The organism is Sphingopyxis macrogoltabida (assembly GCF_001307295.1).
In the GTDB taxonomy this organism is placed as follows: Bacteria; Pseudomonadota; Alphaproteobacteria; order Sphingomonadales; family Sphingomonadaceae; genus Sphingopyxis; species Sphingopyxis macrogoltabida_B.
Genome location: NZ_CP012703.1, coordinates 12,379 through 34,474, shown reverse-complemented (window position 1 = coordinate 34,474; position 22,096 = coordinate 12,379). Strand labels below are relative to the sequence as shown.

Sequence of the window (22,096 nt, the reverse complement as noted above, 5' to 3'; positions counted from 1 at the left end):
CACCGCCTCTTGGGGCTTCGCCCCGCCGGCTCGCGGCCTTCGGCCGCCCCGGATCGCTTTAGCGATCCTCCCACCCGGCATCCCCATGATGAGCCGGCTTCGCCGGCACGCTTTTTGTTAGAAAGGGGATCGTTTAAACGCTGCGCCTCCATCGCAGCCACAGCGCCAGCGGCACCGTCGCAATTGGCTTTCCAGAAAAGCCAGGCGGATAGGACAGCGATCAATCCGAGAGGGCAGGGCAGGCGGAAATGTCGCCACAGGCGCGATTTCCGGGCCGCTGGGCCTCATTTCAGACGTTCGGCAAGGTCGGGGAGGGTTCGGCCGGCATGGCGCTCTACGGGCTTCCCAGGCGGCTGATTTTTTGGAAAGCTAGATCCTCGCGGGGTCAGAGGATCTAGCGCGTAGAATTTGAGCCGGTCCTAATGGGCCCAGTCGGCCCGAAGCTGCGATTTTGGTCATCTTGGAGAACACGTCGGGAACGGGCTGGTTGTTGTTGACGATCGCCCATGCGAGGAACGACGTTCCGCTCCGATAAGGGAGCGGCGTTATGAGCCTTGGCGTTTCGAGTGGGGATCTGATCGGCTCCTGGAGCCTGAGTTTTTCGGACATCGCGTTCGTGACCGGCAAAGCGGAGACGGCACGACTGGGATTGGCGGTTCAGCTTAGATTTTTCGCCGGGCATGGCTTCTTTGTGCCGGATCATGCGTCGATACCCTCCGACGGTGTCTTGTATCTGGCGGAGCAACTTGGTCTCGATGCCAAATCCGTGAACCACTATGATTTTTCCGGGCGCACCGCCCGCCGGCATTGCGCGGAGATTTTGCGGCATCTCGGGTTCCGCCGTATGACGCAGACGGATCGCAGGGCGTTGTCGAGGTGGATTTCCGACGATCTTTGTGCGGGCGGGCAGCCGATCAATGCCATGCTCGAGCATGTTTTCCTGTGGTGCCGCGACCGCCGTATCTATGGGCCGTCGCGCAAGGAGCTGGAACGCCTCGTCCGTTCGCAACGACACCTCTATCTGGAGGCCCTGTTGGCCCGAGTCCGCGATCGGCTTGCGCCGGATGCGGTCGCCTTGCTGGAAGCCTCGCTCGCCGATCCCGATGGCCCGACCGGCTTCAACACGATGAAGGGGGATGCAGGTCAGGCGACGCTCGAAAACATTCTTGGCGTGACCGCCAAACTCGCCTTTATCCAACGGCTTGCTCTTCCCCGAGATTTCCTATCGGTCACGGGCAAGGCATGGGTCGATCAGATCGTTCGCCGGGTTGCCGGCGAGAAAGCCTCGGAGATGCGCCGGCATGTACCGGCGCGCCAGCTCGGGCTCTATGCCGTTTATCTGATGGCGCGGGAAGCTCAGCTTACGGATGCGATGGTCGACCTGCTGATCGAGACGGTCCATAAGATCGGATCGCGCTCGAAACGCAAGGTGGTGGGCGATATCGCGAAAGACATCGAGCGGGTCTATGGCAAGGAGCGACTCCTGGTCGAGATTGCCAGCGCTTCGATCGACGATCCATCCGGGCGCATCTGCGATGTCATTTTCCCAATCGCCGGCAAGGACAAACTGGCGGCGATCATCAAGGAAAGCCAGGCAAAGGGCGCCTTGGATCGGCGGATCTACAAGGTGATGCGGAGGTCATGGGCCAATCATTATCGCCGTATGCTGCCAAGCCTGCTTTCGGCACTGGAGTTCCGGTCGAACAACGCCGTGTGGCGTCCGGTGCTGGCGGCCCTGGACTGGATCAGAAGCAAAGTGGATGATGGATGCCGCTACGTGCCGCCGCACGCAGTGCCGGTCGACGAGGTCATTCCGGCGAGATGGCGCAGTTCCGTCATTGATGAAGAGGGGCGCGTAAACCGGATCAGTTATGAGCTTTGTGTCCTCGCGCAACTGCGCGATCGCATCCGTTCTAAGGAAATCTGGGTTGTCGGGGCGGACCGATACCGCAATCCCGATGACGATCTTCCCAAGGACTTCGATGCGCGGCGAGAAGCATATTACACAGGATTGAACCTGACGGCGGATGCGCGTGCATTTTCAAGCGCCATCCGGGAAGAGCTTGCTCAGGAACTGTTGCTCCTCAATGCCAATATTCCCCGGAACGACAAGGTTCGGCTGCTGTGGCGCGGCGAGAACCGTATATCTCTCACCCCGTTCAAACCCTTGCCCGAACCCAGGGGTCTCGCCTCGATCAAGACCGAGATCGGCCAACGCTGGCCGATGACCGGGCTGCTCGACGTACTGAAGGAGGCTGCCCTTGATACGGGACTTCTCGAAGCGTTCGAAACATCGGCCTCGCGTGTTGCACTGCCGAAAACCGCGCTGGATCAACGTCTCCTGCTATGCCTCTACGGCCTGGGAACGAATGCCGGGCTCAAGCGGATCGCCGGCGCCACCCCCGATGTCAGCTATGAAGAGCTGCTGCATGTCCATCGCCGCTTCGTTCATGCCGCGGCGCTCAAGGAGGCGTGTGCCAGGGTTGCGAATGCGACCCTGGCAATCCGCAATGCTGCAGTCTGGGGGGACGCCGGCACGGCCTGTGCGTCAGATTCCACAAAGTTCGGAGCCTGGGATCGCAACCTGATGACGGAATGGCATGCGCGTTATGGTGGACGGGGCGTCATGATCTACTGGCATGTCGAACGACGCGCGACATGCGTCTATTCCCAGCTCAAGCGCTGCTCTTCCTCCGAGGTCGCCTCCATGATCGAGGGCGTGCTGCGCCATTGCACCGACATGGAAATCCAGCGACAATATGTTGATAGTCATGGCCAAAGCGCGGTTGGCTTTGCATTTTGCCGGCTTCTCGGATTTGAGCTTGCACCCCGCCTGAAAGCGATCGCTCGCCAGAAGCTGGCTCTTCCCGATGTCGGCATGCGAACGCGGCTTCCCCACTTGCAGCCGATCCTCTCCAGTCCGATCAACTGGGATGAGATCGAGCAGCAATATGACGAGATGGTCAAATATGCAGCCGCGATGCAGACAAAAACCGCCGACCCGGAGGCGATCCTGCGCCGGTTTAGCCGCTCCGAGGTGATGCACCCGACCTACAAGGCGTTGAGTGAGCTGGGCCGCGCGGTCAAGACGATCTTCCTGTGCCGGTATCTGCGCGAGGAGTCCTTCCGCCGCGAAATTCATGAAGGCCTGAATGTCGTTGAAAACTGGAACAGTGCCAATGGGTTCGTTTTCTTCGGCAAGGGCGGCGAGATCGCCACTAACCGCATCGATGAGCAGCAGCTCTCGGTCCTGGCGCTACATTTGCTGCAAGCGTCGCTTGTCTATGTGAACACCCGAATGCTTCAGAGCGTGCTGGTGGAACCGAAATGGACGGGCCGGATGACGCCGGATGATTATCGCGGCCTCACACCGCTGATTTACAGCCACGTCAATCCTTATGGCCGCTTCGACCTCGATCTGAATAGCCGGATCGATTTTGGGCGGCTTGCTGCCTGACCGGGGCCTTTCCGCTCGCACCATTTGGGTGCACCCGAACGTGACGATCGGAAGTGACATATACGACATGTCACAAAAGGGTGGTTCCGTCACCAATGTTACTGTACGAGGGCAAAGCCACCCTAATGTGACGGATTTGCCCATGACCCGCGTCGGCTACGCCCGCGTCAGCACCATCGACCAGGATCTCGACATCCAGGTTGCCCGGTTGAAGGCAGCGGGCTGTGAAATCCTCCGCTCCGAAACAGGCTCGGGCGCATCGCGCACTGGACGCACGGAGCTTGAGACGATCATGCAGTTCCTGCGCGCCGATGACGAACTCGTCGTCCTGCGTCTCGATCGGCTCGGTCGCTCCACACGCGATGTTCTCAATCTGGTTCATGAACTCGACCAGAAGGGAGCCTCATTGCGGGTGCTTGAGCCGGAGGTGACGACGGCCGGAAGCATGGGGCGGATGGTGATCACCATTCTGGGCATGGTCGCGGACATGGAACTGACGTTCATCAAGGACCGGCAGCGCGCCGGGATCGAGGCGGCGCGCGCCGAAGGCGTCTACAAAGGCCGGAAGAAAAACATCGATGACGATGAAATCCGACGCCGGATCACCGCCGGCGCGAGCAAGGCCAGCGTCGCGCGCGACCTCAAGATCTCAAGAATGACCGTCTATCGGGCGCTTGACGTCATTCCTTCAAGGATCGGGCTGCCGGAAAAGCCGCCTTCTGTCACCATCGCCCTGCATCTGACCATCGAGAACTTCAACAAGCATGGTCGTGGCAGAAAGCCCGCTCGCGAGCGCATTGAGGCGATGCTGGAGCGGGATTACCAGATGCAAAAGACCGGGAACTGCGATTACACGCTGACCGTCGCCTATGATCAGGGTGCCGATGGCGTCAGCCTCGATGATGAGATCGCATCTCTCCAGACAGAGATGTTCAACATCGCAGAGAGCTACAGGTGCTCGATCGAGACCGATGTTTACGAGATTGGAGGACAAGAGCGAGCCTGGTAGATCGCCATGTTCAATCTTTGTTCTTCAACATGGCCAAAATCGCAGCTTCGGGCCGACTGGGCCTAATGGCGCGTCCGCTTCTGTGGCGGCGGCGCTGCCATAAGCCCATCAAAGGCGGAGTCATCGCCCAATGCGTAGCGGCGCAGCGGATCATCCTCCGTCATGCGACCGGCCTGCACCTCGCGCCCGGTCACATACCGCAGCCGGTCCCGGTCCAGCACGCCATCGACAAGGCATTCCGCGCGCAGGAACATCCATATCTGGCCCTGGCGGTGTTGGGCGAAGGCTTCAACATTGCCGTTCGTCTCTTGGAGATGCACGGCCACCAGGTCGCAAACGAGATTGAATATCCGCATGAGGCCAAGCCGGCTTTCCTCATCGGTAATCGCCGCGTGCAGCTCCAACACTTCATCGCGGATCGCGGGGAGAGGGGCGGAACCGCTCTCTCCATAGGCCATGAGCCGGTCCCAAAGATCAATGACGCGCTGATCCATATCCTATCCTTCCGCCCTTGGCGGCGGTTCTGACACTATACAACAATCGGCCTATCCCCTTGCTCGATAGTCCGGTTCACGGTTTGTCGAATCTCCCGGCGAACTCGCGATCGGCATAGTAAGCGAGCTTGGTCGCGACGATCGGGCGTTGCCCCGCGAGGAACAACAATTCCAGATTGGCCGGCATGGTGCGGACCTCATCGGGCGTGAGTAGGGGCCGCGCGACATGCTGCGACCCGAACGATATGCCGGTTTCCTCCGCGTCGATCGCGCGGCTCATGGTCTCGAACACGACCGTCTCCTGGCCGAGCAGATCGGAGACGAGCTTGGCGCTGTCGTGATCGTTGACCCCGAATATCTGCAAGACGCCGGCGTTCGACAGGAAGGTGCCGGCGCGGCGCTCGTAGAGCGCGCGGAGCTGGTGAACGTCCTGCAGGATCGGCCAGAGCTGGATGCCGTAGCCCGCCATCAGGCCCATCGCCCGCTCGACGGGTTCGAGACGGCCCAGCGCGGCAAATTCATCGAGCAGGAACAGGACGGGGCGGGCAGGGGAGGCCGGCGCGCGCGCGAGATCGGTCAGAGCTTGCGCCAGCATGAGGCGCAGCCAGCGCGCATAGGTGGCGAGCCGATCGGGCGGCAGCACCAGATAGACGGTTGTGGGCTGCGCCTTCACATCGGCGAAGGTGAAATCCGAGCGCCCCAGCACCGCCGTCATGCGCGGGGAATCGAGGAAATGAGTATGGCGCTGCGCGGCCGACAGCACGCCGGCGGCTTCGCGATCGGACTTGCCCAGGTGGCGGTTGGCAGCGCGCGCGATCAGGCCCCGCGCCTGCGTGCTGGCCGACATTTCCCGGAGCATCTTCTGGAAATTGTCGGGCGCGAAGGTGAGGCAGTCGCGCACGGCTTCCAGCGTGCGGTCCTCGCCTTGCGCTTGGCCGTCACAGGCCACCCACAGGAGGATGCCGGCGATCAGCGCCTTGGCTTCCTCGTTCCAATGCGCCTCGCCGGCTTCGCCGGGAGCGTCATAGACCAGCGCGTCGGCCAGCGTCATCGCGTCGTCGGCGAGATCGAGGCCGGCAGGGTCAAGACGATCGAGCGGGTTGAACGCGGCCCCCGAAGAACCAATTGGGGCCAGGCCGGTGACGCCGAACGGGTCGAGGACATGGACCGGGCCGAATTTGGCGCGATGGCAGGCGGTGATGCGGGCGTTCTCGCCCTTGGGGTCGATGCAGACGACCGGGCCGGGATAGTCGAGCAGGTTAGGGATGATCGTGCCCACGCCCTTGCCGGTGCGCGTCGGCGCGATCGTCAGCAGATGGGCGGGGCCGGCATAGCGCAGCAGCTTGCCCGACTTGCGATCACGGCCGATGAGCAGGCCGTCGCCATTTTGGGCGAGGGGGCGCGTCTCGCGATCGGTGGCGAAGCGGGCCGAGCCGTGGGTGTCATCGCCGGCAGGGCCGCCATATTTCAGGATCAGCGGTTGGAACAGCGCGCGCAGCGTGACGAGGATGATGACCAGGTCCGTCAGCATCATCACGATTTGGTAGATATTGGAATCGCGCGGCAGGCCGAGCAGTTTGCCAAGGATGAGCGGCACCCCAATTCCCAGCACCAAGGCGGTGATGAGAAACAGGACCAGGACGCCGAACAGGTGGCGGATGAGCGCGACCGGGCTGACGACAAGGGCCGTGATCGCCCATATCGGCTGCGCGCGCGCGATGCGGGCAAGGTTGCGGATCGCGCGGCCGAGCTGGCGGAACCATTCCATCATCAGGACTCCCTCCCATTATCATTTTTCCAGATATCCAGCGCGGCTCATGGCCGATCGCGGGCCTCCCATGCGGCTTCGAGTTCTGCGAGGCTGGCGAAATAGTCCTGCGCCGGCGCGCTTGCGGGCAGGCTGTTGGCATGAGCGAGCGCGGCGGCGATGTATTCGCTTTCGGAGAGTTCGCCGGCGACGAACCGGACGCCCAGCGCCGCCATTCCCGGCGAGAGAGCGAAGCCCGACAGCTCGATATTGGTCCGCGCGAAATCGATCGCCTTCTGGCGTCGGGCGCGTTCGTCGTCCGATATGGGATGCTCATTCATCGGCGGGGCTTTTCTCGGGGGTGTCGTCGCCGGCGAGGTGTTCGGCGCAGATCGCGCCGGCGATCGTGTGGAGATGCTTCACGCGGTCAACGAGCCAGGCCAGTTCGTCGGCGGTGATTTCATAGGCATGGGAATAGCGGGCCTCGACATAGGCGCGCTGCAACTGCGCGAAATGGCGGCGGGCGGCGCGGGTATCGCGCGGCCAGGCTTCGATCAGCCGGGGATCGAGATTTTCGGCGAGCGAGCGCAGGATGCCGAGACGGTGCGATTTGGGCGCGTAGAGCGTCAGGACGAGCAGCACGGCGTTATAGACCCGCTCGACGGCCTGGTGGAGCATGAACGCGGCATCGCGCGGCACGCCATCGGCAATGCTGTCCCGGGCGAGCTTGAGCGCGTGCGCGGCGAGCGGGAACCAGTGGTCGCGATGGCGCAGGGCTTCGGCGTGGCGTTCCTGCGCGTCGAGCTGGCGCGGCACGGCGAGGGCTTGCCCTGGCGCTTCGTAGAGGGCGATGCCGTCGCGGGCTATGTCGGCGAAGAAGGGACGGCCGCGCGCGAGCTGGTCGTTCACGTCCATCAGCGAATGCACGATGAAATTGACGGGTGTGGCGAGGTGCCTGGTGACGGTCAGCTCGCGCACCAGATGATCGTCGGCGACCGCCCACCATGTTTGCAGATCGGTGAAGGTGTCGGCGTTGACGACGACGAGCAGGTCATAATCGGAAATGTAACCGCTGGCGCGATCCTCGACCCAATCGCCGCGTGCGTAGGAGCCGAACAGGATCAGCTTGAGGATGCGGCCGCCCTTGCGCTTGTCCGAGAGCTTGGTTTTGACGGCATCCTCAAATTCATCGAACAGGACGCGGGCGACCCGTTCCAGCTCGCGGCGCTTGACGGCGGGCAGATGGTCGAGGCCGGTCCGCATCGTCATCCGATCGTCGCCGGCGAGATCGCCAGCGTCGGGTCGGCGTCGGGATGATCGAGGAGCTTGAGGACGATCGCGGTGGCGAGGGGAGGGGGCACGGATTCCTCGCGGAGCATGTCGAACAGGGCGTGTTCAGCCAAGTCGAGGTCCATGCCTTCGATCGCGAGATTGGCGCGTGCGTCGGCATCGTCCTCGCGCCATAGCGCGACTTCGGCCGGGGTGCCGCGCGTGAAATCGAGCGCGCGGACCTGGGCGCGGATCGCTTCGACATCGAGCCTGTTCATGGTGCGTCTCTCCCTTCCGCTTCCGCGTCGAACGCGCGCTTGCCGCGCCGCTTCCAGAGCATGAGCCGGTCGCGGTCCTCGCGCGCCTTGGCGGCCAGTTCGAGCAGCGCGCCGTAGAGGGTGGCGCGATCGTCGTCGGCCAGCTCGACCAAGCCGGCTTTCTGGACCAGGCCGCCCAGCTCTATGAGGTGGCGGGTGCGTTCGCGGCGAGCCACGGCCCATTCCCTCGTATCGGTGCGGCGCTGTGCGGCTTCAACCCTGCGTCTCGCCTGCGCCAGTTTTGCTTCCGCCTCCCGCGTTGCCGCCAGTGCTTCGGCCAGCCTTTCGGCCGCGTCCTTGAAAGAAGGCGGACCCCTTCGCGCGCCACGCCTCCTTTTCGTCGGCGCTGGCAGATTCGACGGCGGCGAGCAGCACCCCGGCCAGCACATCGAGATCGAGCGCATCGGCCCCGGTGGATGTGACCAGCTCGCCTAGCTGCTGGACCTTCTTCGCCTTGAGGGCGCGGGCCTTGTCGCCCAGCGCCTTCAACTCGGCGTCATAGTCGCGGACCTTACGCATATTCTCTCCCTCGCGCCCATGATCGGGAGTGGCAGCGTAGCACGGTCGCGGTGACAGGACAGCAGCTCCGGATAAAAAATGCGGCAAAGTCAATCATGCGAACGGCAGAGAGTGTGAGTGCGCGCTTATACGTCGTTGCCGACGTGCGCTAAGAAAGGCAGTATAGCGGCCGTCATGGCGATCTACCATTTCTCGGCCAAGGTCATCAGTCGCGCCAACGGATCGAGCGCCGTTGCCAGCGCGGCCTATCGTGCGGCGGAACGGCTGCACGACGACCGGCTAGGACGCGACCATGATTTCTCGAACAAGGCCGGCGTCGTCCATTCGGAAATCATGTTACCCGAAGGTACACCGGAGCGTTTAAACGATCGCGCGACCCTATGGAACGAGGTCGAGGCGGGCGAGAAACGCAAGGACGCGCAGCTCGCCCGCGAAGTCGAGTTCTCGATTCCGCGCGAGCTGGACCAGAAAGAGGGCATCCGGCTCGCCCGCGATTTTGTCGAAAAGCAGTTTGTCGAGCGCGGCATGGTCGCGGACATGAACGTGCATTGGGACTTGGGAAAGGACGGGCAATCCAAGCCACACGCGCATGTCATGCTGTCGATGCGCGAGGTAGGGCTGGAGGGCTTCGGCCAGAAGGTGCGCGAGTGGAACAGCACGGCGCTGTTGCAGGAGTGGCGCGAGGCGTGGGCCGATCATGTGAACGAGCGCCTCGCCGAACTGGATATAGACGCGCGCATAGATCATCGCAGCTATGAGGCGCAGGGGATCGAGCTTGAGCCGCAGCACAAGATCGGGCCGGCGGCGTCGCGTATGCCCGAACAGGGGCTTGAGGCCGAGCGGGTCGAGGACCATGCCCGGATCGCGCGGGAGAATGGCGAGAAGATCATCGCCAATCCGCAAATCGCGCTCGACGCGATCACGCGCCAACAGGCGACGTTCACGCGGCGCGACCTGGCGCAGTTCGCGTTCCGGCATAGCGACGGCAAGGACCAGTTCGATCAGGTGATGAGCGCGGTGCGGACCTCGCCCGAGCTGGTAGCGCTGGGGAAGGACGGACGCGGCGAGGACCGGTTCACGTCGCGCGAGATGATCGACACCGAGCAGCGGTTGGAGCGCGCCGGCTACGGCCTAGCGGATCGGGCCGGGCATGGTCTCCCGGCGGCGTCTAAAATGGGGGGGCGAGACACCGCCGAGAGGGTTGGCCTTGCGCTGGGAAGCCAGCAGAAGGACGCGCTCGCGCATATCACCGGCAAGAACGACTTGGCAATTGTCGTCGGCTATGCCGGCACCGGCAAATCGACCATGCTGGGCGTTGCGCGCGACGAATGGGAGCGGGCGGGCTATCAGGTGCGCGGTGCGGCCTTGTCGGGGATCGCGGCCGAGGGGCTTGAGGGCGGTTCCGGTATCGCCTCGCGCACGATCGCCAGCATGGAATATCAGTGGGAGCAGGGCCGCGAGCTGCTAGGTCCGCGCGACGTGCTGGTGATTGACGAGGCCGGCATGATCGGCACGCGCCAGATGGAGCGGGTGCTGTCCGAGGCCGAACGGGCAGGGGCCAAGGTGATCCTTGTCGGCGACGCCGAGCAGTTGCAGGCGATCGAGGCTGGCGCTGCGTTCCGATCGCTGGCCGAGCGCTACGGCGCGGCCGAGATCAGCGATGTTCGCCGGCAGCATGAGGACTGGCAGAAAGACGCCACGCGGGCGCTCGCAACAGGCCGCACCGGCGAGGCGATCCATGCCTATGCCGAGCATGGCATGGTCCACGCGGCCGAGACGCGCGAGGCTGCGCGGGAAAGCCTTGTGGAGGGCTGGGATCGCGCTCGCATCGCCGATCCCGACAAGACGCGGATCATCCTCACCCATACCAATGCCGAGGTGCGCGACCTGAACCTGGCTGCGCGCGATCGGCTGCGCGACGCCGGCGAGCTGGGCCAGGACGTGCGCGTGTCGGCCGAGCGGGGCGCGCGGGAGTTCGCGACCGGCGACCGCATCATGTTCCTCAAGAACGATCGCGGCCTTGGGGTGAAGAACGGCACGCTGGGCAAGGTCGAGCGCGTGTCGCCCGACAGCATGGCGGTGAAGTTGGACGATGGCCGTCAAGTCGCGTTCGACCTGAAAGATTATGCCCATGTCGATCATGGCTATGCGGCGACCATCCACAAATCGCAGGGCGTGACGGTCGATCGGGCGCATGTGCTGGCGACCCCCGGCATGGACCGCCATTCGGCCTATGTGGCGCTGTCCCGGCATCGCGACGGGGTGCAGCTCCATTACGGCCGCGATGACTTCGCCGACGATCGCCGGCTTGTCCGCACGCTGTCGCGCGAGCGGGCGAAGGATATGGCGTCCGACTATCCGATGTATCGGGATCGCGATGCCGAGGCGCAATCCTTCGCCGATCGGCGCGGGCTGTCGGGTGAGATCCGCGTTGCGGATGCACCCGAGCGGAAGGGCGTGGAGATCCTCGCGCCCCGCGCGGGAACTTCACGCCAGATGGGCGAGGATTCCCGCACGCCCGATATTGGCGGCGACCGCGGTGCCGGCGAGGCGAAGGCCGCGGCCGAGCGTCAGTCGCGGCGCGGTATGTTCGACGGCTTGAAGCTGTCGGCCGCGCCGGTGAAGGCGGCCGAGCCAGCACAGGGTGCGAAGGAAAAGCCGGCTCCCAAGCGGGGCATGTTTGACGGGCTGAAACTGCCCCAGCGCACGCCGACGCCGGAGCCGGCGAAGGAATTGCCCGCGCGGGCCGAGCAGGGCCAGGATCGCGATTTCCGGCGCGCGGTCGAGCGGGCCTCGCGTTCGGCGGAGGCGGTGTTGCAGGCGCGGGCGTCGGGCGGGCCGGTGCTGGAACATCAGAAGGTCGCGCTCGAGCGCGCGGTTCAGGCGCTCGACACGCTCCGGCCGCGAGCTTCGGACGATATGGCCGAGGCGATGAAGCGCGATTCCGGCTTGCTGCGCGAGGCGGCGGCGGGGCGCAGCGGCCCGATGATCGAGGCGATACGCCAAGAGGCGCGCGTGCGGGCCGATCCGAACTTGCGCGCCGATCGGTTCGTGGAACGCTGGCAACAGCTCTCCCAGGATCGCGACCGGCTTTATCGCGCCGGCGACATGGCGGGCCGCAAGACGCTCGGGCAGGAGATGGCGGGCATGGCGAAAAGCCTTGAGCGCGATCCCCAGGTGGAATCGATCCTGCGCGGTCGCACCCGCGAGCTGGGGCTTGAGATCGGAATGAGTCCGGGCCGCGAGCTTGGGCGCGAGCTGTCGCGGGGGTTGGGGATCAGTCACGATCGCGGATTGAGCCGATAGGGAGAGGATGATGGACGAGGATGAATATCGCGAACCCGATGCTGGTGACGATCCGGCGCTGGCGTTCGCGCGGGTCGAGGATCGGTTGGCGTCGGTGCATGGCGAGGTCGGGTTGCTGCGCGCCGCGATCGCGGGGCTGGCTGCTACGCGCGAGTCCATCGAGATACCCGATTACGAGCCGACGCTGGCCCGCACCGAAAAGGTGCTGGGGGTGCTGGTGCAGCAGATCGACCCCATCGCCAAAAGTCCTCTCCTGTCGATGACGCCTCACAACATGGCGGGCGAGATCGTATCGGCGGCGCTCCATGCCCGTCGCGAGGATCAACGGCTGATCGCCGAAGCCCGGACAGGACTGGACCAGGCCGCGCGCGAGGTCGGCAACCGGCTCGCATCCGCACGGCGCGGCGATGTGCAAAACCGCTGGCTGATCGGGACCGGGCTGGGGGGCGCGGCGCTGGGGATGCTGCTCTATGCGGCGCTCGCCGGCCCGGTCGCGCGGATGATGCCGGCGAGTTGGCACTGGCCCGAGCGGCGGGCGATGCACGCGCTTGGCGAACCGACGATGTGGGATGCGGGGCAACGGTTGATGCAGACCGCCGCGCCCGAGAGCTGGGCGTTGATCGTCGCGGCCTCGCCGCTCGTCGATGGCAACCGCGAGGCGGTGCAGAAATGCCGCGAGCAGGCTGACAAGGCGAAAAAGCCGGTGCGCTGCACGATCGAGGTCAGGCCCGATGGCGGAAGGTGATACCGGCATGAACTCTGCGAGAGAAAGACTGTGGCGTCGCCTCAAGATTATCGCACGAGAGCAACGCCTATACGTAACCGGCGGGTGCGCCGGTTATAATCGAGCAGATTTTCACCATAGCCGTAGAAGGACTGGGCGAAGAGATAGAGATCGGGACCACCGCCGAGGAGACGGGGCAACGGATAGGACAGGTCGGCATTGACAGCCCCTTTGCCCGAACCGAAGTTGAAACGGGTGGAGGTGGAGAGGCGCAGTCCATTATCCTCTCCGACCTCCATGAACAATCCGGCATGTCCGCGATAATGGACGATATCCGGATTGTCGGATTTGTTACCGACATACAGGGAAAGCCTGGGGGCGAATGTTAGCCTGTAATCGCCGGCGATCGGAAGGGTTGCCATTGGAGCGATGTAGATGCTGTTGATGCTGCGCGACTGGGGACCGTCCCGCCCGTTGGACTCATGACGAATACCCGCCTGCACGGTCATGGCGATGTCGCCGGTAAGGCCAACTGTCGGTGTGATGTAGATAAGTTCGGGCTGGAAATCGATGTTGCGGAACGGGGAGGATTTGCTTTCAAGGTCCCAGAACATTCTCTGGGTGTAGGCGAGGTACAGCCCGTCTCGCCAATTGGAAGACGTCTGGCTGTTCGCCGAGGCTCCGAACAGGCGATATTTGAAGCTCAGTTGAATGCGAGCTTCGCTGTCGGTGCCTGGCCCGTAAACGGCATAGATGGGTTCATACAGGTCGAGATTGTCCACAAAGGCGTTGCCGGCTTTTCTGTCGGTAGGTGGCGGTGGAAGAATCGGTGCATTCGGATTCGAGCGATTTTCGGCCTCATGCGTAGCGGTCTTCACAATGGGCGCAAGCACCACCTCCTGAGTTGACCAGGCAGGAATGGAGACCATGGCTCTGACGAGGGGTTCATTTGCGGGCAGGCGATAATGGGCCTGCCCAAATCCATGCGCGTCGATGGCAAGATGCGGCTCTGTATCGTTAGCGCGCGCCAACAGGAGCGTGCGTTCACGATTCTCCTGCCGGACTTTCGCTTCGATCCTGTCCGGCAGGGCGAGGATTTCTTGTCTGTCAGTCCGGTTCAGAAAGCGCAGTGCAACGACCTGTTCGCCACTGGCATCGGTTTCTACCTGGCCGGTCAGTAGAACTTCCATGTCGGGCGGTGAAGCCCACACGGTGCCGGGAAGAACAAGCCAGAATGCACCGAGGATCAGGCAGCTTCGTTGGTGAAGGCGGCCCATGTCAGGCCAGGCGCTCGCGCCGGCGCACCGAGGTGTCGAGGGTATCGGCAAGCCACAGCAGGCTACCGCGAACCGGTCCATAAATTCGCGCCTGATGCCGCCGATAGAGCAGCGCATGCCCAAGCTGCGCCATGCGCCCGTGCAGGAACCCACCCCGGAACAACCCGAAGCGGCCAAGCGTCCCATAAGCGTCATAACCGCCGAGCGACACCAATGACCCGAAGTCATGGTAGCGAAATGGCGGCACGGGCTTTCCTTCCAATATTGTAGGCAAAGTGCGGCCAAGATAAACGCTCTGCTGATAGGCTGCTTGGGCCGTGGTCGGCAATGGACTCTCGCGGTCCGGAAGCATGACACTCGCACAGTCGCCCAGCGCGAAGATATCGGGGTCATTGGGTGTCGCCAAATTCGGGTTTACGATGACCTGCCCGAGCCTGCTGTGGTCCAGGCCATCTATCGCAGCGACAAACTCGGGCGCACGCACCCCGGCCGCCCAGAGTTTGATGGATGCCTCGATCCTGCGTCCATCGGCAAGCTGGAACCCATCGGCATCGCCCGCCAGAACGCGCGCCTGCGTCAACACCTCGATGCCCAGCGACTCCAGGACCGTGTGCGCGGCATGCGCTACGCGCTCGGGAAAGGGGCCGAGAATGCGCGGCTGAGATTCGATAAGGTATATTTTCAGCCCGCTTCGCGCTCCCGAAGCGCCATGCTGTTCCAGCACATCGGCCAGCCGCACCAGTTCGGAGGCAAGCTCTACCCCGGTCGCGCCAGCCCCAACGATAGCAATCGAAAGATGGTCGTTCGAGGCGATCGCCTGAAGCATTGCGACACGCAGCCGCTCGCTGAAGGCAATGGCTTCGCTGTCAATCGGCGTGCAAACGGGACCCCCTATCGGCGCGCAAAAGGGACCCCCTTTTCAAGATGGCGCAAGGTTGATCGGACACGCGCCCTTGCGCTGCGCGCGGCGTAGGGAGGGCGGAGCCCGACCGGAGGCGCGCGCAGCGCAAAGCATCTTAATCCCGGTGTGCAGCGGAGATCAGTTTCGGTTCTTGAAGCGCCAGCTGTCATTGCCGGTCTCGATGATGTCGCAATGATGGGTGACGCGATCGAGGAGCGCGGTGGTCATCTTGGGATCGCCGAAGACCGTGGGCCATTCGCCGAACGCGAGGTTGGTGGTGATGATGACGCTGGTCTGCTCGTAGAGCTTGCTGACCAGATGGAACAGCAACTGGCCGCCTGAGCGGGCGAACGGCAGGTAACCTAGCTCATCGAGCACGATCAGATCGAGACGGGATAGCTGGGCGGTGAGTGCGCCGCTCTTGCCGATCCTGGCTTCCTCTTCGAGACGGGTCACCAGATCGACGGTGTTGAAGTAGCGGCCGCGCGCACCGGAGCGAACGACATTGGCGGCGATAGCGATGGCCAGGTGGGTCTTGCCGGTGCCCGTGCCGCCGACCAGGACGATATTGCGCCGAGCGGGCAGGAACGCGCCGCTGTGCAATGAACGCACCAGCCCCTCGTTGATCGGTGTGCCCTCGAACCGGAACGCGTCGATGTCCTTCACGACCGGCAGCTTTGCGGCCGCCATCCGGTATCGGATCGACGCGGCATGGCGATGCGTCGCTTCCGCTCGGAGAAGGTCGGTCAGTATCTCCATCGTGGTGCGCTGACGCTGAAGGCCGGTGGTGACCGCATCATCGAACGCGCCCGCCATGCCCTTGAGCCCAAGCCCGCGCATCGCCTCGATCATGTCATGCCGCTGCATCGAAGGTCCTCAGCTGGTCGTAACGGGCGCAGTCGGCGATCGGCGGATGGCGCAGCGCGCTATCCTCGGAGGTGATGATCGTAAGTGGGCGCGGCGGCTCGCGGTGCCGCGCCAGGATGTTGAGGATCAGATCGTCGCTCGCCGTGCCGGTCGCCAGCGCTTCGCGCACGGCCGCTTCGACCGGATCCAGGCCATCGATCAGCACGGCCGACAGCACACGGACGAACCGGCGGTCGGCATCGTCGCCATTACCAAGCTTGCGGCGCAGGCGCGCCAGCGCAGGTGGCAGGTCCCAGTCCTGGAAGGGCGCGCCGTTCCGCAGCGCGCCGGGCTTGCGGGCCAGCACCGGCAGATAATGCCAGGGGTCGTAAATCGTGCGGTTACGCCCGAAGGTGCGAGGATGCTCGGCGACAACCTCCTCGCCGCAGCGCACGATGATGCGGTCGGCATAGGCACGGACCTGCACCGTGCGCCGCGCCATCGTCGAGAGAACCGAGTAGCGGTTGCGGTCGAAGCTGATCAGGCAGGTGCCCGTCACCGCATGCTCGCTCTCGTTGAAGCCGTCGAACGGCCCCAACATCGGTTGCAGTGCCGATCGTTCGATCTCCAGCGCCTGCGCTACGGTTAGCTCGCCCTGTTCAGGATGCGCCTGCCGTTCCGCCCAGCGCCGACACTCGGCCTCCAGCCAGCCATTGAGCTCCTCGAGGCTGGCGAACCGCAACCGGGGCTGGAAGAAGCGACCCCGGATCGTCTGCACCTGGTTCTCGACCTGCCCCTTCTCCCATCCCGCCGCAGGTGAGCAGGCGGTCGGCTCGATCATATAATGGGCGGTCATGATCAGGAACCGCCGGTTGAAGACCCGTTCCTTGCCGGTGAACACGCTCGTCACCGCCGTCTTCATATTATCGTAGATGCCGCGCCCTGGCACCCCGCCGAAGAAAGCAAAGCCGCGCGCATGCGCGTCGAACAGCATCTCCTGGCTCTCGCGCGGATACGCCCGGACATAGACTGCCCGCGATGCACACAGTCGCATATGCGCGACCTTCACCCGCATCGGCTTGCCCGCGATCTCCACATCCTCATGGCTCCAGTCGAACTGGTAGGCCTCGCCGGGCTTGAACATCAGCGGGATGAAGGCCGTGACACCATCGCCGGCATCCTTGCGCCGATCGGCCTTCCAGCGCGCCGCGTAGCGCCGCACGGCATCGTAGGAGCCCTCAAAACCCTCGCGCTCCAACAGATCATGGATCCGCGTCATCCGCAGCCGCTCGCGCTTGCCGCGCACCTCATTCTCTTCCAGCAGTGTGTTCAGGCGATCCTGAAACGGACCGATCCGCGGCAACGGCTGAACCTTACGCTGATAATCGAATGCGCCTTCCGGCGCCCGGATCGCCTTGCGGATCACCTTCCGCGATACATGCAAATCCCGCGCGATCGCCTTGATCGCCTTACCACCGGCATACTCGCGCCGAATCCGAACCACTGTCTCCAAAACCAACATCCCGATCTCGCCGCCTGATTATCCAGCCGGCTGCTTAAACCATCGAAATGAGGGGTCCCTTTTAGACGCCGATCACCCCGCTAACGGGGTCCTTTTTGCACGCCGATCCACAGAAAAAGGCGCTCGAAAAGCCTTTTGCCCACATGTTCACCTGGGCCGCCGACGTGGCCATCGGCAATGGCCATCCCTGGCCGTGCCAGCAGGCCGCGCAACAGATTGTTGATAGCCCGTGGTCGGTCCGCGAGCGTCAGGCTGCGCAGAGTGCCTGAAGTGTGAGCGAGGGAGCATCCAGACTGGCACCAACCCGGCCGGGATGCTCCCCCTTTCACTGCCGGGTTCGCTTCGACGACGGCAATGGGGAATTGATTTGCTTTGTCTCTTAACGTGACGAGCGCATGGCCGAGATGTGCCATCGTCCCGATTACATCGTCGGTCGTGATCCACGATTCTCGCCATCCGGGTAGCAACAAAGCAATGCTTTTGTCTCGATCGGTAAACTTGATTCCGACATGATGGGATCAAGCCTTGAAGCGGGCCGATCGAACCGGCATTGATAACGTTATGACCAAAGCCGCTACGAAGAGTTCGGATATCGAGTTGTTGGATTCGATCGATTTCGAACGTTACGTTCTGACGTGACCCCCTAGTTTCCACCAGCGCGAATTAGAGTCCGGCAGCTTTGTTGCGCATGAGCGCGTGTTGAGCAATGGCCTGTGGAGCGGAGCCCGTAGGGCGTAGCGTAGCAGGCCATTGCTTATCCAGTTCAGCGGCGAAGGCCGCTGGGGTTTCATATCCAAGGGATGAGTGCGGCCTCTCGTGGTTGTAGTCCTCTACCCAGGCAGCGATCACGACGCGGGCATGATCAAGGCTCAGGAACAGGGTCTCGTTGAGCAGCTCGTCCCGCATGCGACCGTTGAAGCTCTCGACGTAGCCATTCTGCATTGGTTTGCCCGGGGCAATGTAGTGCCACTCCACGCCGACCTCCCCGCACCAGGCGAGGACGGCGTTTGACGTCAGCTCGGTGCCGTTGTCGCTGACAATCATCGTAGGCTTGCCGCGCTCGGCGATCAGATCGGTGAGCTCACGCACCACCCGACGCCCTGAGATCGATGTGTCCGGCACCGCACGCAGGCATTCACGGGTTACATCGTCGACGATGTTGAGCACCCGGAAACGACGTCCTGTCGCCAACTGATCATACACAAAGTCCAGGCTCCACCGTTGGTTGGGTAGCGCCAGCACGGGAGCCGGTGCGCGTGCGCCGATAGCACGGCGCCGGTTCCGCCTGCGTCGGACCGCCAGCTTCTCTTCGCTATAGAGCCGCTGAGTCTTCTTGCGGTTGATCACAATACCCTCTCGCCGCAGCAGGATATGCAACCGGCGATAGCCGAACCGACGGCGCTGCTGCGCAAGCTCGCGCAGCCTCGACCGAAGGTCGGCATCATCATCCCGTTGGGATCGGTAGCGCATGCTTTTGCGATCCGCTCCTATGACGCGACACGCCCGCCGCTCGCTCATCCCCAGGATTGCCTGAAGACGAGCGACCGCCTCTCGCTTGGCAGCGGGCGTTACCAATTTTTTCCCAGAAGATCCTTCAGGCCAGCATTGTCGAGCATAGCCTCAGCCAGCAAGCGCTTCAGCTTGGCGTTCTCGTCTTCGAGCACCCGCAATCGCTTTGCCTCCGACACCTCCAAGCCACCGTACTTGGCTTTCCAGTTGTAGATCGTCGCTTCCGACACGCCGTAACGCCGAGCCAGATCGCCGGTCTTCGCGCCAGCCTCCTGCTCCTTCAGCACACCAATGATCTGCTCTTCTGTGAACCTTGCTCGCTTCATTCGTCCGTCCTTCCATCAGGCCGGACTCTAATCAAGCTTGGAGGAAAAGCCGGGGGTCACGTCAGTTCCAACCGTGCTGTCGCGGTTTGCGGCACGGTTGCGCAGCTCGGCGAACCGGTTCTTCGGCGAACGGTTCGATCTGTCCTTGCTCGAGTGGCGTATTCTCTCGCACATCGCGTCAGTCGGACCATGTAGCGCCTATGATATCTGGACGTCGCAATATCTTGAAAAGGCGGCGGTCAGCCGTGCGGTCAGGGATCTGAAAGAGCGTGACCTGATCGATATCGTGGCGGTCCCGAACGTCGCAAGGCGCACGACGAAGATCAGCCTTACAGCCGAAGGGCGCCGGCGCTACGCGGCAACATTTGACGAGGTCGAAAAACGACATGCTCGCCTTATCGGCGGGCTCACGGCCGAGCAGGTCGAAACGCTGATCGACATGGTCAATTACCTGGACGCCCGGATCCCGCTCATGGGAAGCGAGGCCGAGCCATTCGACGTCGACCTCATGTCGATCCGGCAGAAATGATGACGGCCAAGCGGCCTCAGCTGGGCATCAATATTTCGACTTTCTCATCGACGATGCGGGTCGGATAGGAGGAGACGGGGATGAAAGCGGGGCTTGAAAGAGCCTCTCCCGTCCGCACGTCGAACTGGGCAAAGTGCAGCGGGCATTCCACAATGCATCCGTCCAACAGCCCGTCCGACAGCATCGCTTCGCCATGCGTGCAGAGATTCCCGGTGCAGAAGAAACCTTCTTCCGTATGGAATATGACGATCTGCTGGCCATTGATCTCGGCGCCGTAAGCTTCCCCCGAATCGACCGCCGAACAGTCGACGACGCTGTGCCAGGTCGCCGACGCGCTTTCCTCCCCACTCATCGCGCGCTCCGTCATATGCTGTAGAAATCGAGGACCGTGGGTACGCGGTCGTTGATCAGGTGGACGATCTTCTCGCTGATACGCCAGGATCCACCGGCCTCCCGCAATGCGTAGGTATATCGCGCAAAGAAGGGATGAACGATGCCGAGCCGAACATCATATACTGCGGTTTGGCCAGTACAGCTGACGGAGATGTCCTGCGGGCGATTGCCGGAAACGCGAATGTTGGACAGCATATGCAGCGTCCTGGGGAGCGGCATTGCGGTGACCGATTTGCGCGACGTGATGCGAAACACCCGCTCTTCGAGTTCGCGCCGGCCCACATGATAGATCATGGATACCTGATGGTCAGGATCGTCGGCGAGCTTGTGTTCGGCTATCCAGGTCGGCACCCAGAAACGCGCATCTTCACAATAGCAGTCGAGCCAATTGTTCCATTCCTGACGATCCAGTGCCTCCGTCTCGCGGTACAATACATCCCTGGCAATGGCCTCCGCCGCCCCGATGGAGCGGTCGGTATCGATCTCGATCATCAATTCTTTCCCCCAGCAGCATCTGCCAGACGCCGCACCAATTCCCGATAGCCAGGATGAAAGTTGGTCTCCCCGCCAAAACCAAGGGATCCAAAACTGCTCTCTACCGGGTTGATGCCCAGTTCGTCGGCGTGGGGCTGCGCCCGATCGAGCGCAGCCCCCATGCCGCGCAAATAGCCTTCCGACGGCCCGGCTGCAGCCGCGGCATAGCCAGACTGGCAGAGCTCATACATGACATTGTCATCGGACGTGGCGAGCCCGGACGGATTGAAGAAATCCTCGTAGTTCCGAATGCGCTTGCGGCGCGCTTCACCGCTCTCGCCGACCATGCCCACACAGTGCGACGTCATCTCGGTCAAGCCGGCCGCCAGGGGTCGCCATGTTCGAATCTGGGCTGCACCGATATCGATGATCTGAAGATTCGGGAAAATGGTCAGGTTCCGTTGCCGGACCATCCATTTGGCAGAGGTTGCACCAACCCTCTCACGCAGACCATCGAGGCCGCCGGGCTCCATCAGAACGGGGCGCCCAAAACGGTCTTCATTGTGGATCGACCAATTGACCGCATGTCCATTGGTGAAGCTGAAGCTGCCCTGCCCCGGCTCATCGGTCCCGAGAACGACGTCTTCGACCGTGCCGGCCTTTACGCGCTCAGCAAGGATATCGACGTAAGAGCTGTGGGTCGACTGGAAGTGATAATAGTCCAGACCATTTTCGAACTGGAGCTTCCAATTGCCCTGGAAGGTATAGACCAGATCACCGGGGACGAACTCGATTTCTCCAACCGGGCTCTGGTCCACCAGCAGATCGATGAAGCGGCGCGCATCGCCGAGATGGCTGTCCAGATCGGGAACATCCGCCGACAGACTGGCGAACAGAAGCCCGCGGTAGGAACCGAGCCGCGCAACGGGAATGAGACCGTGGTCGGATTGGTCGAAAGCGGCGGGATATTGACCCGAGTCCTTATCGGTAACGAGAACATTGCGGCCAGCGGAATCATAAGACCAGCCGTGATAGCGGCAGACATGATATTTCTGCCGCCCCTGTTTGAACGGGCACAGGATGGTTCCGCGGTGTCGGCAACTGTTAAGGAAACAGCCCAGCTTACCCTGATCGTCTCGCGTGACGAGCACCGGCTGTCGACCGATATGGGTCGTAAAGAAACTGTTCTTCTGCCGAAGCTGGCTTTCCAGACCGATGAAGACCCATCCGGATTCGAACACCGCAGTCAGCTCACGGCGACAATGGTCCTCGTCGGTGAAAACGGAGCGGTCGACCGTAAAAGTACCCTCTCCAGGGCGATCCTCTATCAGCATCTCGTTTCTGTCCTGGTACTGCGTGCAATTCACGGCGGCTGACATTTCCCTCCGGATGGCTGGAAATGTGCCAGCCTGCCAGAATGACCCGATCCACCCGCTAGCGGTTGATGGTTGCTTTTTCCATAGTTGTTTTTACTACT

The 22,096-nt window shown here is 62.8% G+C and carries 21 protein-coding genes; 6 read left to right on the top strand and 15 right to left on the bottom strand.

The features are described 5' to 3' along the window. Nucleotides 1–547 precede the first annotated feature (547 nt). Complete coding sequence (locus AN936_RS23690) at nucleotides 548–3,457, top strand: Tn3 family transposase (protein WP_006961814.1); 2,910 nt, start codon at nucleotides 548–550, stop codon at nucleotides 3,455–3,457. Nucleotides 3,458–3,599: 142 nt separating this feature from the next. Beyond that, nucleotides 3,600–4,466, top strand: coding sequence for a recombinase family protein (locus tag AN936_RS23685; RefSeq protein WP_006961816.1), 867 nt, complete (start codon nucleotides 3,600–3,602; stop codon nucleotides 4,464–4,466). Nucleotides 4,467–4,528: 62 nt separating this feature from the next. Here the strand turns inward: AN936_RS23685 and AN936_RS23680 are convergent, their stop codons facing one another. The 7 genes from AN936_RS23680 to AN936_RS23650 form a co-directional block, all read right to left on the bottom strand. Then, nucleotides 4,529–4,960, bottom strand: coding sequence for a hypothetical protein (locus AN936_RS23680; protein WP_007686151.1), 432 nt, complete (start codon nucleotides 4,958–4,960; stop codon nucleotides 4,529–4,531). A gap of 76 nt (nucleotides 4,961–5,036) precedes the next feature. After that, entirely contained in the window at nucleotides 5,037–6,728 is a 1,692-nt protein-coding gene (locus tag AN936_RS23675; protein WP_054590670.1) for a type IV secretory system conjugative DNA transfer family protein, read from the bottom strand. Nucleotides 6,729–6,775: 47 nt separating this feature from the next. After that, nucleotides 6,776–7,048 (bottom strand): antitoxin VbhA family protein, encoded by a 273-nt coding sequence (locus AN936_RS23670; protein WP_007686155.1) that lies wholly within the window; start codon nucleotides 7,046–7,048, stop codon nucleotides 6,776–6,778. Then, a complete protein-coding gene (locus AN936_RS23665) occupies nucleotides 7,041–7,976 on the bottom strand; it encodes a HEPN domain-containing protein (RefSeq protein ID WP_007686157.1) in 936 nt (311 codons plus the stop codon). The genes AN936_RS23670 and AN936_RS23665 overlap by 8 nt, the downstream gene beginning before the upstream one ends. Next, nucleotides 7,973–8,254: a hypothetical protein gene (locus tag AN936_RS23660; RefSeq protein WP_007686159.1), complete on the bottom strand. Its 282-nt coding sequence runs from the start codon at nucleotides 8,252–8,254 to the stop codon at nucleotides 7,973–7,975. The genes AN936_RS23665 and AN936_RS23660 overlap by 4 nt, the downstream gene beginning before the upstream one ends. Further along, nucleotides 8,251–8,469 carry a conjugal transfer protein TraD gene (locus AN936_RS23655; protein WP_007686160.1) on the bottom strand — a complete coding sequence of 73 codons (219 nt, stop codon included), beginning with the start codon at nucleotides 8,467–8,469 and terminating at the stop codon, nucleotides 8,251–8,253. The genes AN936_RS23660 and AN936_RS23655 overlap by 4 nt, the downstream gene beginning before the upstream one ends. Nucleotides 8,470–8,506: 37 nt before the next feature. Beyond that, entirely contained in the window at nucleotides 8,507–8,812 is a 306-nt protein-coding gene (locus AN936_RS23650; RefSeq protein ID WP_007686162.1) for a conjugal transfer protein TraD, read from the bottom strand. Between the two features lie 174 nt (nucleotides 8,813–8,986). On the opposite strand from AN936_RS23650, the gene traA reads away from it, so the two are divergent. Next, nucleotides 8,987–12,118: a Ti-type conjugative transfer relaxase TraA gene (gene traA, locus AN936_RS23645; RefSeq protein WP_007686163.1), complete on the top strand. Its 3,132-nt coding sequence runs from the start codon at nucleotides 8,987–8,989 to the stop codon at nucleotides 12,116–12,118. A 7-nt stretch (nucleotides 12,119–12,125) separates the two neighbouring features. Further along, the gene (locus AN936_RS23640; protein ID WP_007686165.1) at nucleotides 12,126–12,863 is read left to right on the top strand and encodes a DUF6118 family protein; all 738 of its coding nucleotides are present in this window, start codon (nucleotides 12,126–12,128) and stop codon (nucleotides 12,861–12,863) included. A gap of 47 nt (nucleotides 12,864–12,910) precedes the next feature. Here AN936_RS23640 and AN936_RS25690 read toward each other — a convergent pair whose 3' ends face one another. The 4 genes from AN936_RS25690 to istA form a co-directional block, all read right to left on the bottom strand. Next, nucleotides 12,911–14,119 carry a phospholipase A gene (locus tag AN936_RS25690; RefSeq protein ID WP_231923484.1) on the bottom strand — a complete coding sequence of 403 codons (1,209 nt, stop codon included), beginning with the start codon at nucleotides 14,117–14,119 and terminating at the stop codon, nucleotides 12,911–12,913. 1 nt (nucleotide 14,120) lies between these two features. Continuing rightward, nucleotides 14,121–14,945, bottom strand: coding sequence for an NAD(P)/FAD-dependent oxidoreductase (locus tag AN936_RS23625; protein ID WP_234715876.1), 825 nt, complete (start codon nucleotides 14,943–14,945; stop codon nucleotides 14,121–14,123). Nucleotides 14,946–15,158: 213 nt separating this feature from the next. Next, nucleotides 15,159–15,887: an IS21-like element helper ATPase IstB gene (istB, locus tag AN936_RS23620; protein ID WP_054590669.1), complete on the bottom strand. Its 729-nt coding sequence runs from the start codon at nucleotides 15,885–15,887 to the stop codon at nucleotides 15,159–15,161. Next, nucleotides 15,874–17,388, bottom strand: coding sequence for an IS21 family transposase (istA, locus tag AN936_RS23615; protein ID WP_030093251.1), 1,515 nt, complete (start codon nucleotides 17,386–17,388; stop codon nucleotides 15,874–15,876). Before istA ends, istB begins: the two co-directional genes overlap by 14 nt. 95 nt (nucleotides 17,389–17,483) lie before the next feature. On the opposite strand from istA, the gene AN936_RS25215 reads away from it, so the two are divergent. Then, nucleotides 17,484–17,657: a hypothetical protein gene (locus AN936_RS25215; protein WP_158500139.1), complete on the top strand. Its 174-nt coding sequence runs from the start codon at nucleotides 17,484–17,486 to the stop codon at nucleotides 17,655–17,657. Between the two features lie 394 nt (nucleotides 17,658–18,051). Here AN936_RS25215 and AN936_RS23610 read toward each other — a convergent pair. Beyond that, nucleotides 18,052–19,223, bottom strand: a protein-coding gene (locus AN936_RS23610; protein WP_149037845.1) for an IS3 family transposase whose coding sequence is annotated in 2 segments (ribosomal slippage) — nucleotides 18,052–18,971 and nucleotides 18,971–19,223 — 1,173 coding nt in all. Because the reading frame shifts where the segments join, the coding sequence is not laid out codon by codon here. 37 nt (nucleotides 19,224–19,260) lie between these two features. Here AN936_RS23610 and AN936_RS23600 point away from each other — a divergent pair. Continuing rightward, nucleotides 19,261–19,752, top strand: a complete 492-nt coding sequence (locus AN936_RS23600) for a MarR family winged helix-turn-helix transcriptional regulator (protein ID WP_084758716.1) — start codon at nucleotides 19,261–19,263, stop codon at nucleotides 19,750–19,752. 16 nt (nucleotides 19,753–19,768) lie between these two features. Here AN936_RS23600 and AN936_RS23595 read toward each other — a convergent pair whose 3' ends face one another. Genes AN936_RS23595 through AN936_RS23585 form a run of 3 tightly spaced genes read right to left on the bottom strand, consistent with a single transcriptional unit; the run spans nucleotide 19,769 to nucleotide 21,953 of the window. Next, nucleotides 19,769–20,104, bottom strand: coding sequence for a non-heme iron oxygenase ferredoxin subunit (locus AN936_RS23595; protein ID WP_054590662.1), 336 nt, complete (start codon nucleotides 20,102–20,104; stop codon nucleotides 19,769–19,771). 11 nt (nucleotides 20,105–20,115) lie between these two features. After that, on the bottom strand, nucleotides 20,116–20,637 hold the full coding sequence (locus AN936_RS23590; RefSeq protein WP_054590663.1) for an aromatic-ring-hydroxylating dioxygenase subunit beta: 522 nt from the start codon (nucleotides 20,635–20,637) through the stop codon (nucleotides 20,116–20,118). Further along, nucleotides 20,637–21,953, bottom strand: a complete 1,317-nt coding sequence (locus AN936_RS23585; protein WP_234715873.1) for an aromatic ring-hydroxylating oxygenase subunit alpha — start codon at nucleotides 21,951–21,953, stop codon at nucleotides 20,637–20,639. The genes AN936_RS23590 and AN936_RS23585 overlap by 1 nt, the downstream gene beginning before the upstream one ends. Nucleotides 21,954–22,096 lie beyond the last annotated feature (143 nt).

Coding starts and splice junctions, on each gene's coding strand:
- AN936_RS23690 (WP_006961814.1), top strand. CDS start 548: ATGAGCCTTGGCGTTTCGAGTGGGGATCTGATCGGCTCCTGGAGCCTG.
- AN936_RS23685 (WP_006961816.1), top strand. CDS start 3,600: ATGACCCGCGTCGGCTACGCCCGCGTCAGCACCATCGACCAGGATCTC.
- AN936_RS23680 (WP_007686151.1), bottom strand. CDS start 4,960: ATGGATCAGCGCGTCATTGATCTTTGGGACCGGCTCATGGCCTATGGA.
- AN936_RS23675 (WP_054590670.1), bottom strand. CDS start 6,728: ATGGAATGGTTCCGCCAGCTCGGCCGCGCGATCCGCAACCTTGCCCGC.
- AN936_RS23670 (WP_007686155.1), bottom strand. CDS start 7,048: ATGAATGAGCATCCCATATCGGACGACGAACGCGCCCGACGCCAGAAG.
- AN936_RS23665 (WP_007686157.1), bottom strand. CDS start 7,976: ATGACGATGCGGACCGGCCTCGACCATCTGCCCGCCGTCAAGCGCCGC.
- AN936_RS23660 (WP_007686159.1), bottom strand. CDS start 8,254: ATGAACAGGCTCGATGTCGAAGCGATCCGCGCCCAGGTCCGCGCGCTC.
- AN936_RS23650 (WP_007686162.1), bottom strand. CDS start 8,812: ATGCGTAAGGTCCGCGACTATGACGCCGAGTTGAAGGCGCTGGGCGAC.
- traA (WP_007686163.1), top strand. CDS start 8,987: ATGGCGATCTACCATTTCTCGGCCAAGGTCATCAGTCGCGCCAACGGA.
- AN936_RS23640 (WP_007686165.1), top strand. CDS start 12,126: ATGATGGACGAGGATGAATATCGCGAACCCGATGCTGGTGACGATCCG.
- AN936_RS25690 (WP_231923484.1), bottom strand. CDS start 14,119: ATGGGCCGCCTTCACCAACGAAGCTGCCTGATCCTCGGTGCATTCTGG.
- AN936_RS23625 (WP_234715876.1), bottom strand. CDS start 14,945: ATGCTTCAGGCGATCGCCTCGAACGACCATCTTTCGATTGCTATCGTT.
- istB (WP_054590669.1), bottom strand. CDS start 15,887: ATGCAGCGGCATGACATGATCGAGGCGATGCGCGGGCTTGGGCTCAAG.
- istA (WP_030093251.1), bottom strand. CDS start 17,388: ATGTTGGTTTTGGAGACAGTGGTTCGGATTCGGCGCGAGTATGCCGGT.
- AN936_RS23595 (WP_054590662.1), bottom strand. CDS start 20,104: ATGAGTGGGGAGGAAAGCGCGTCGGCGACCTGGCACAGCGTCGTCGAC.
- AN936_RS23590 (WP_054590663.1), bottom strand. CDS start 20,637: ATGATCGAGATCGATACCGACCGCTCCATCGGGGCGGCGGAGGCCATT.
- AN936_RS23585 (WP_234715873.1), bottom strand. CDS start 21,953: ATGCTGATAGAGGATCGCCCTGGAGAGGGTACTTTTACGGTCGACCGC.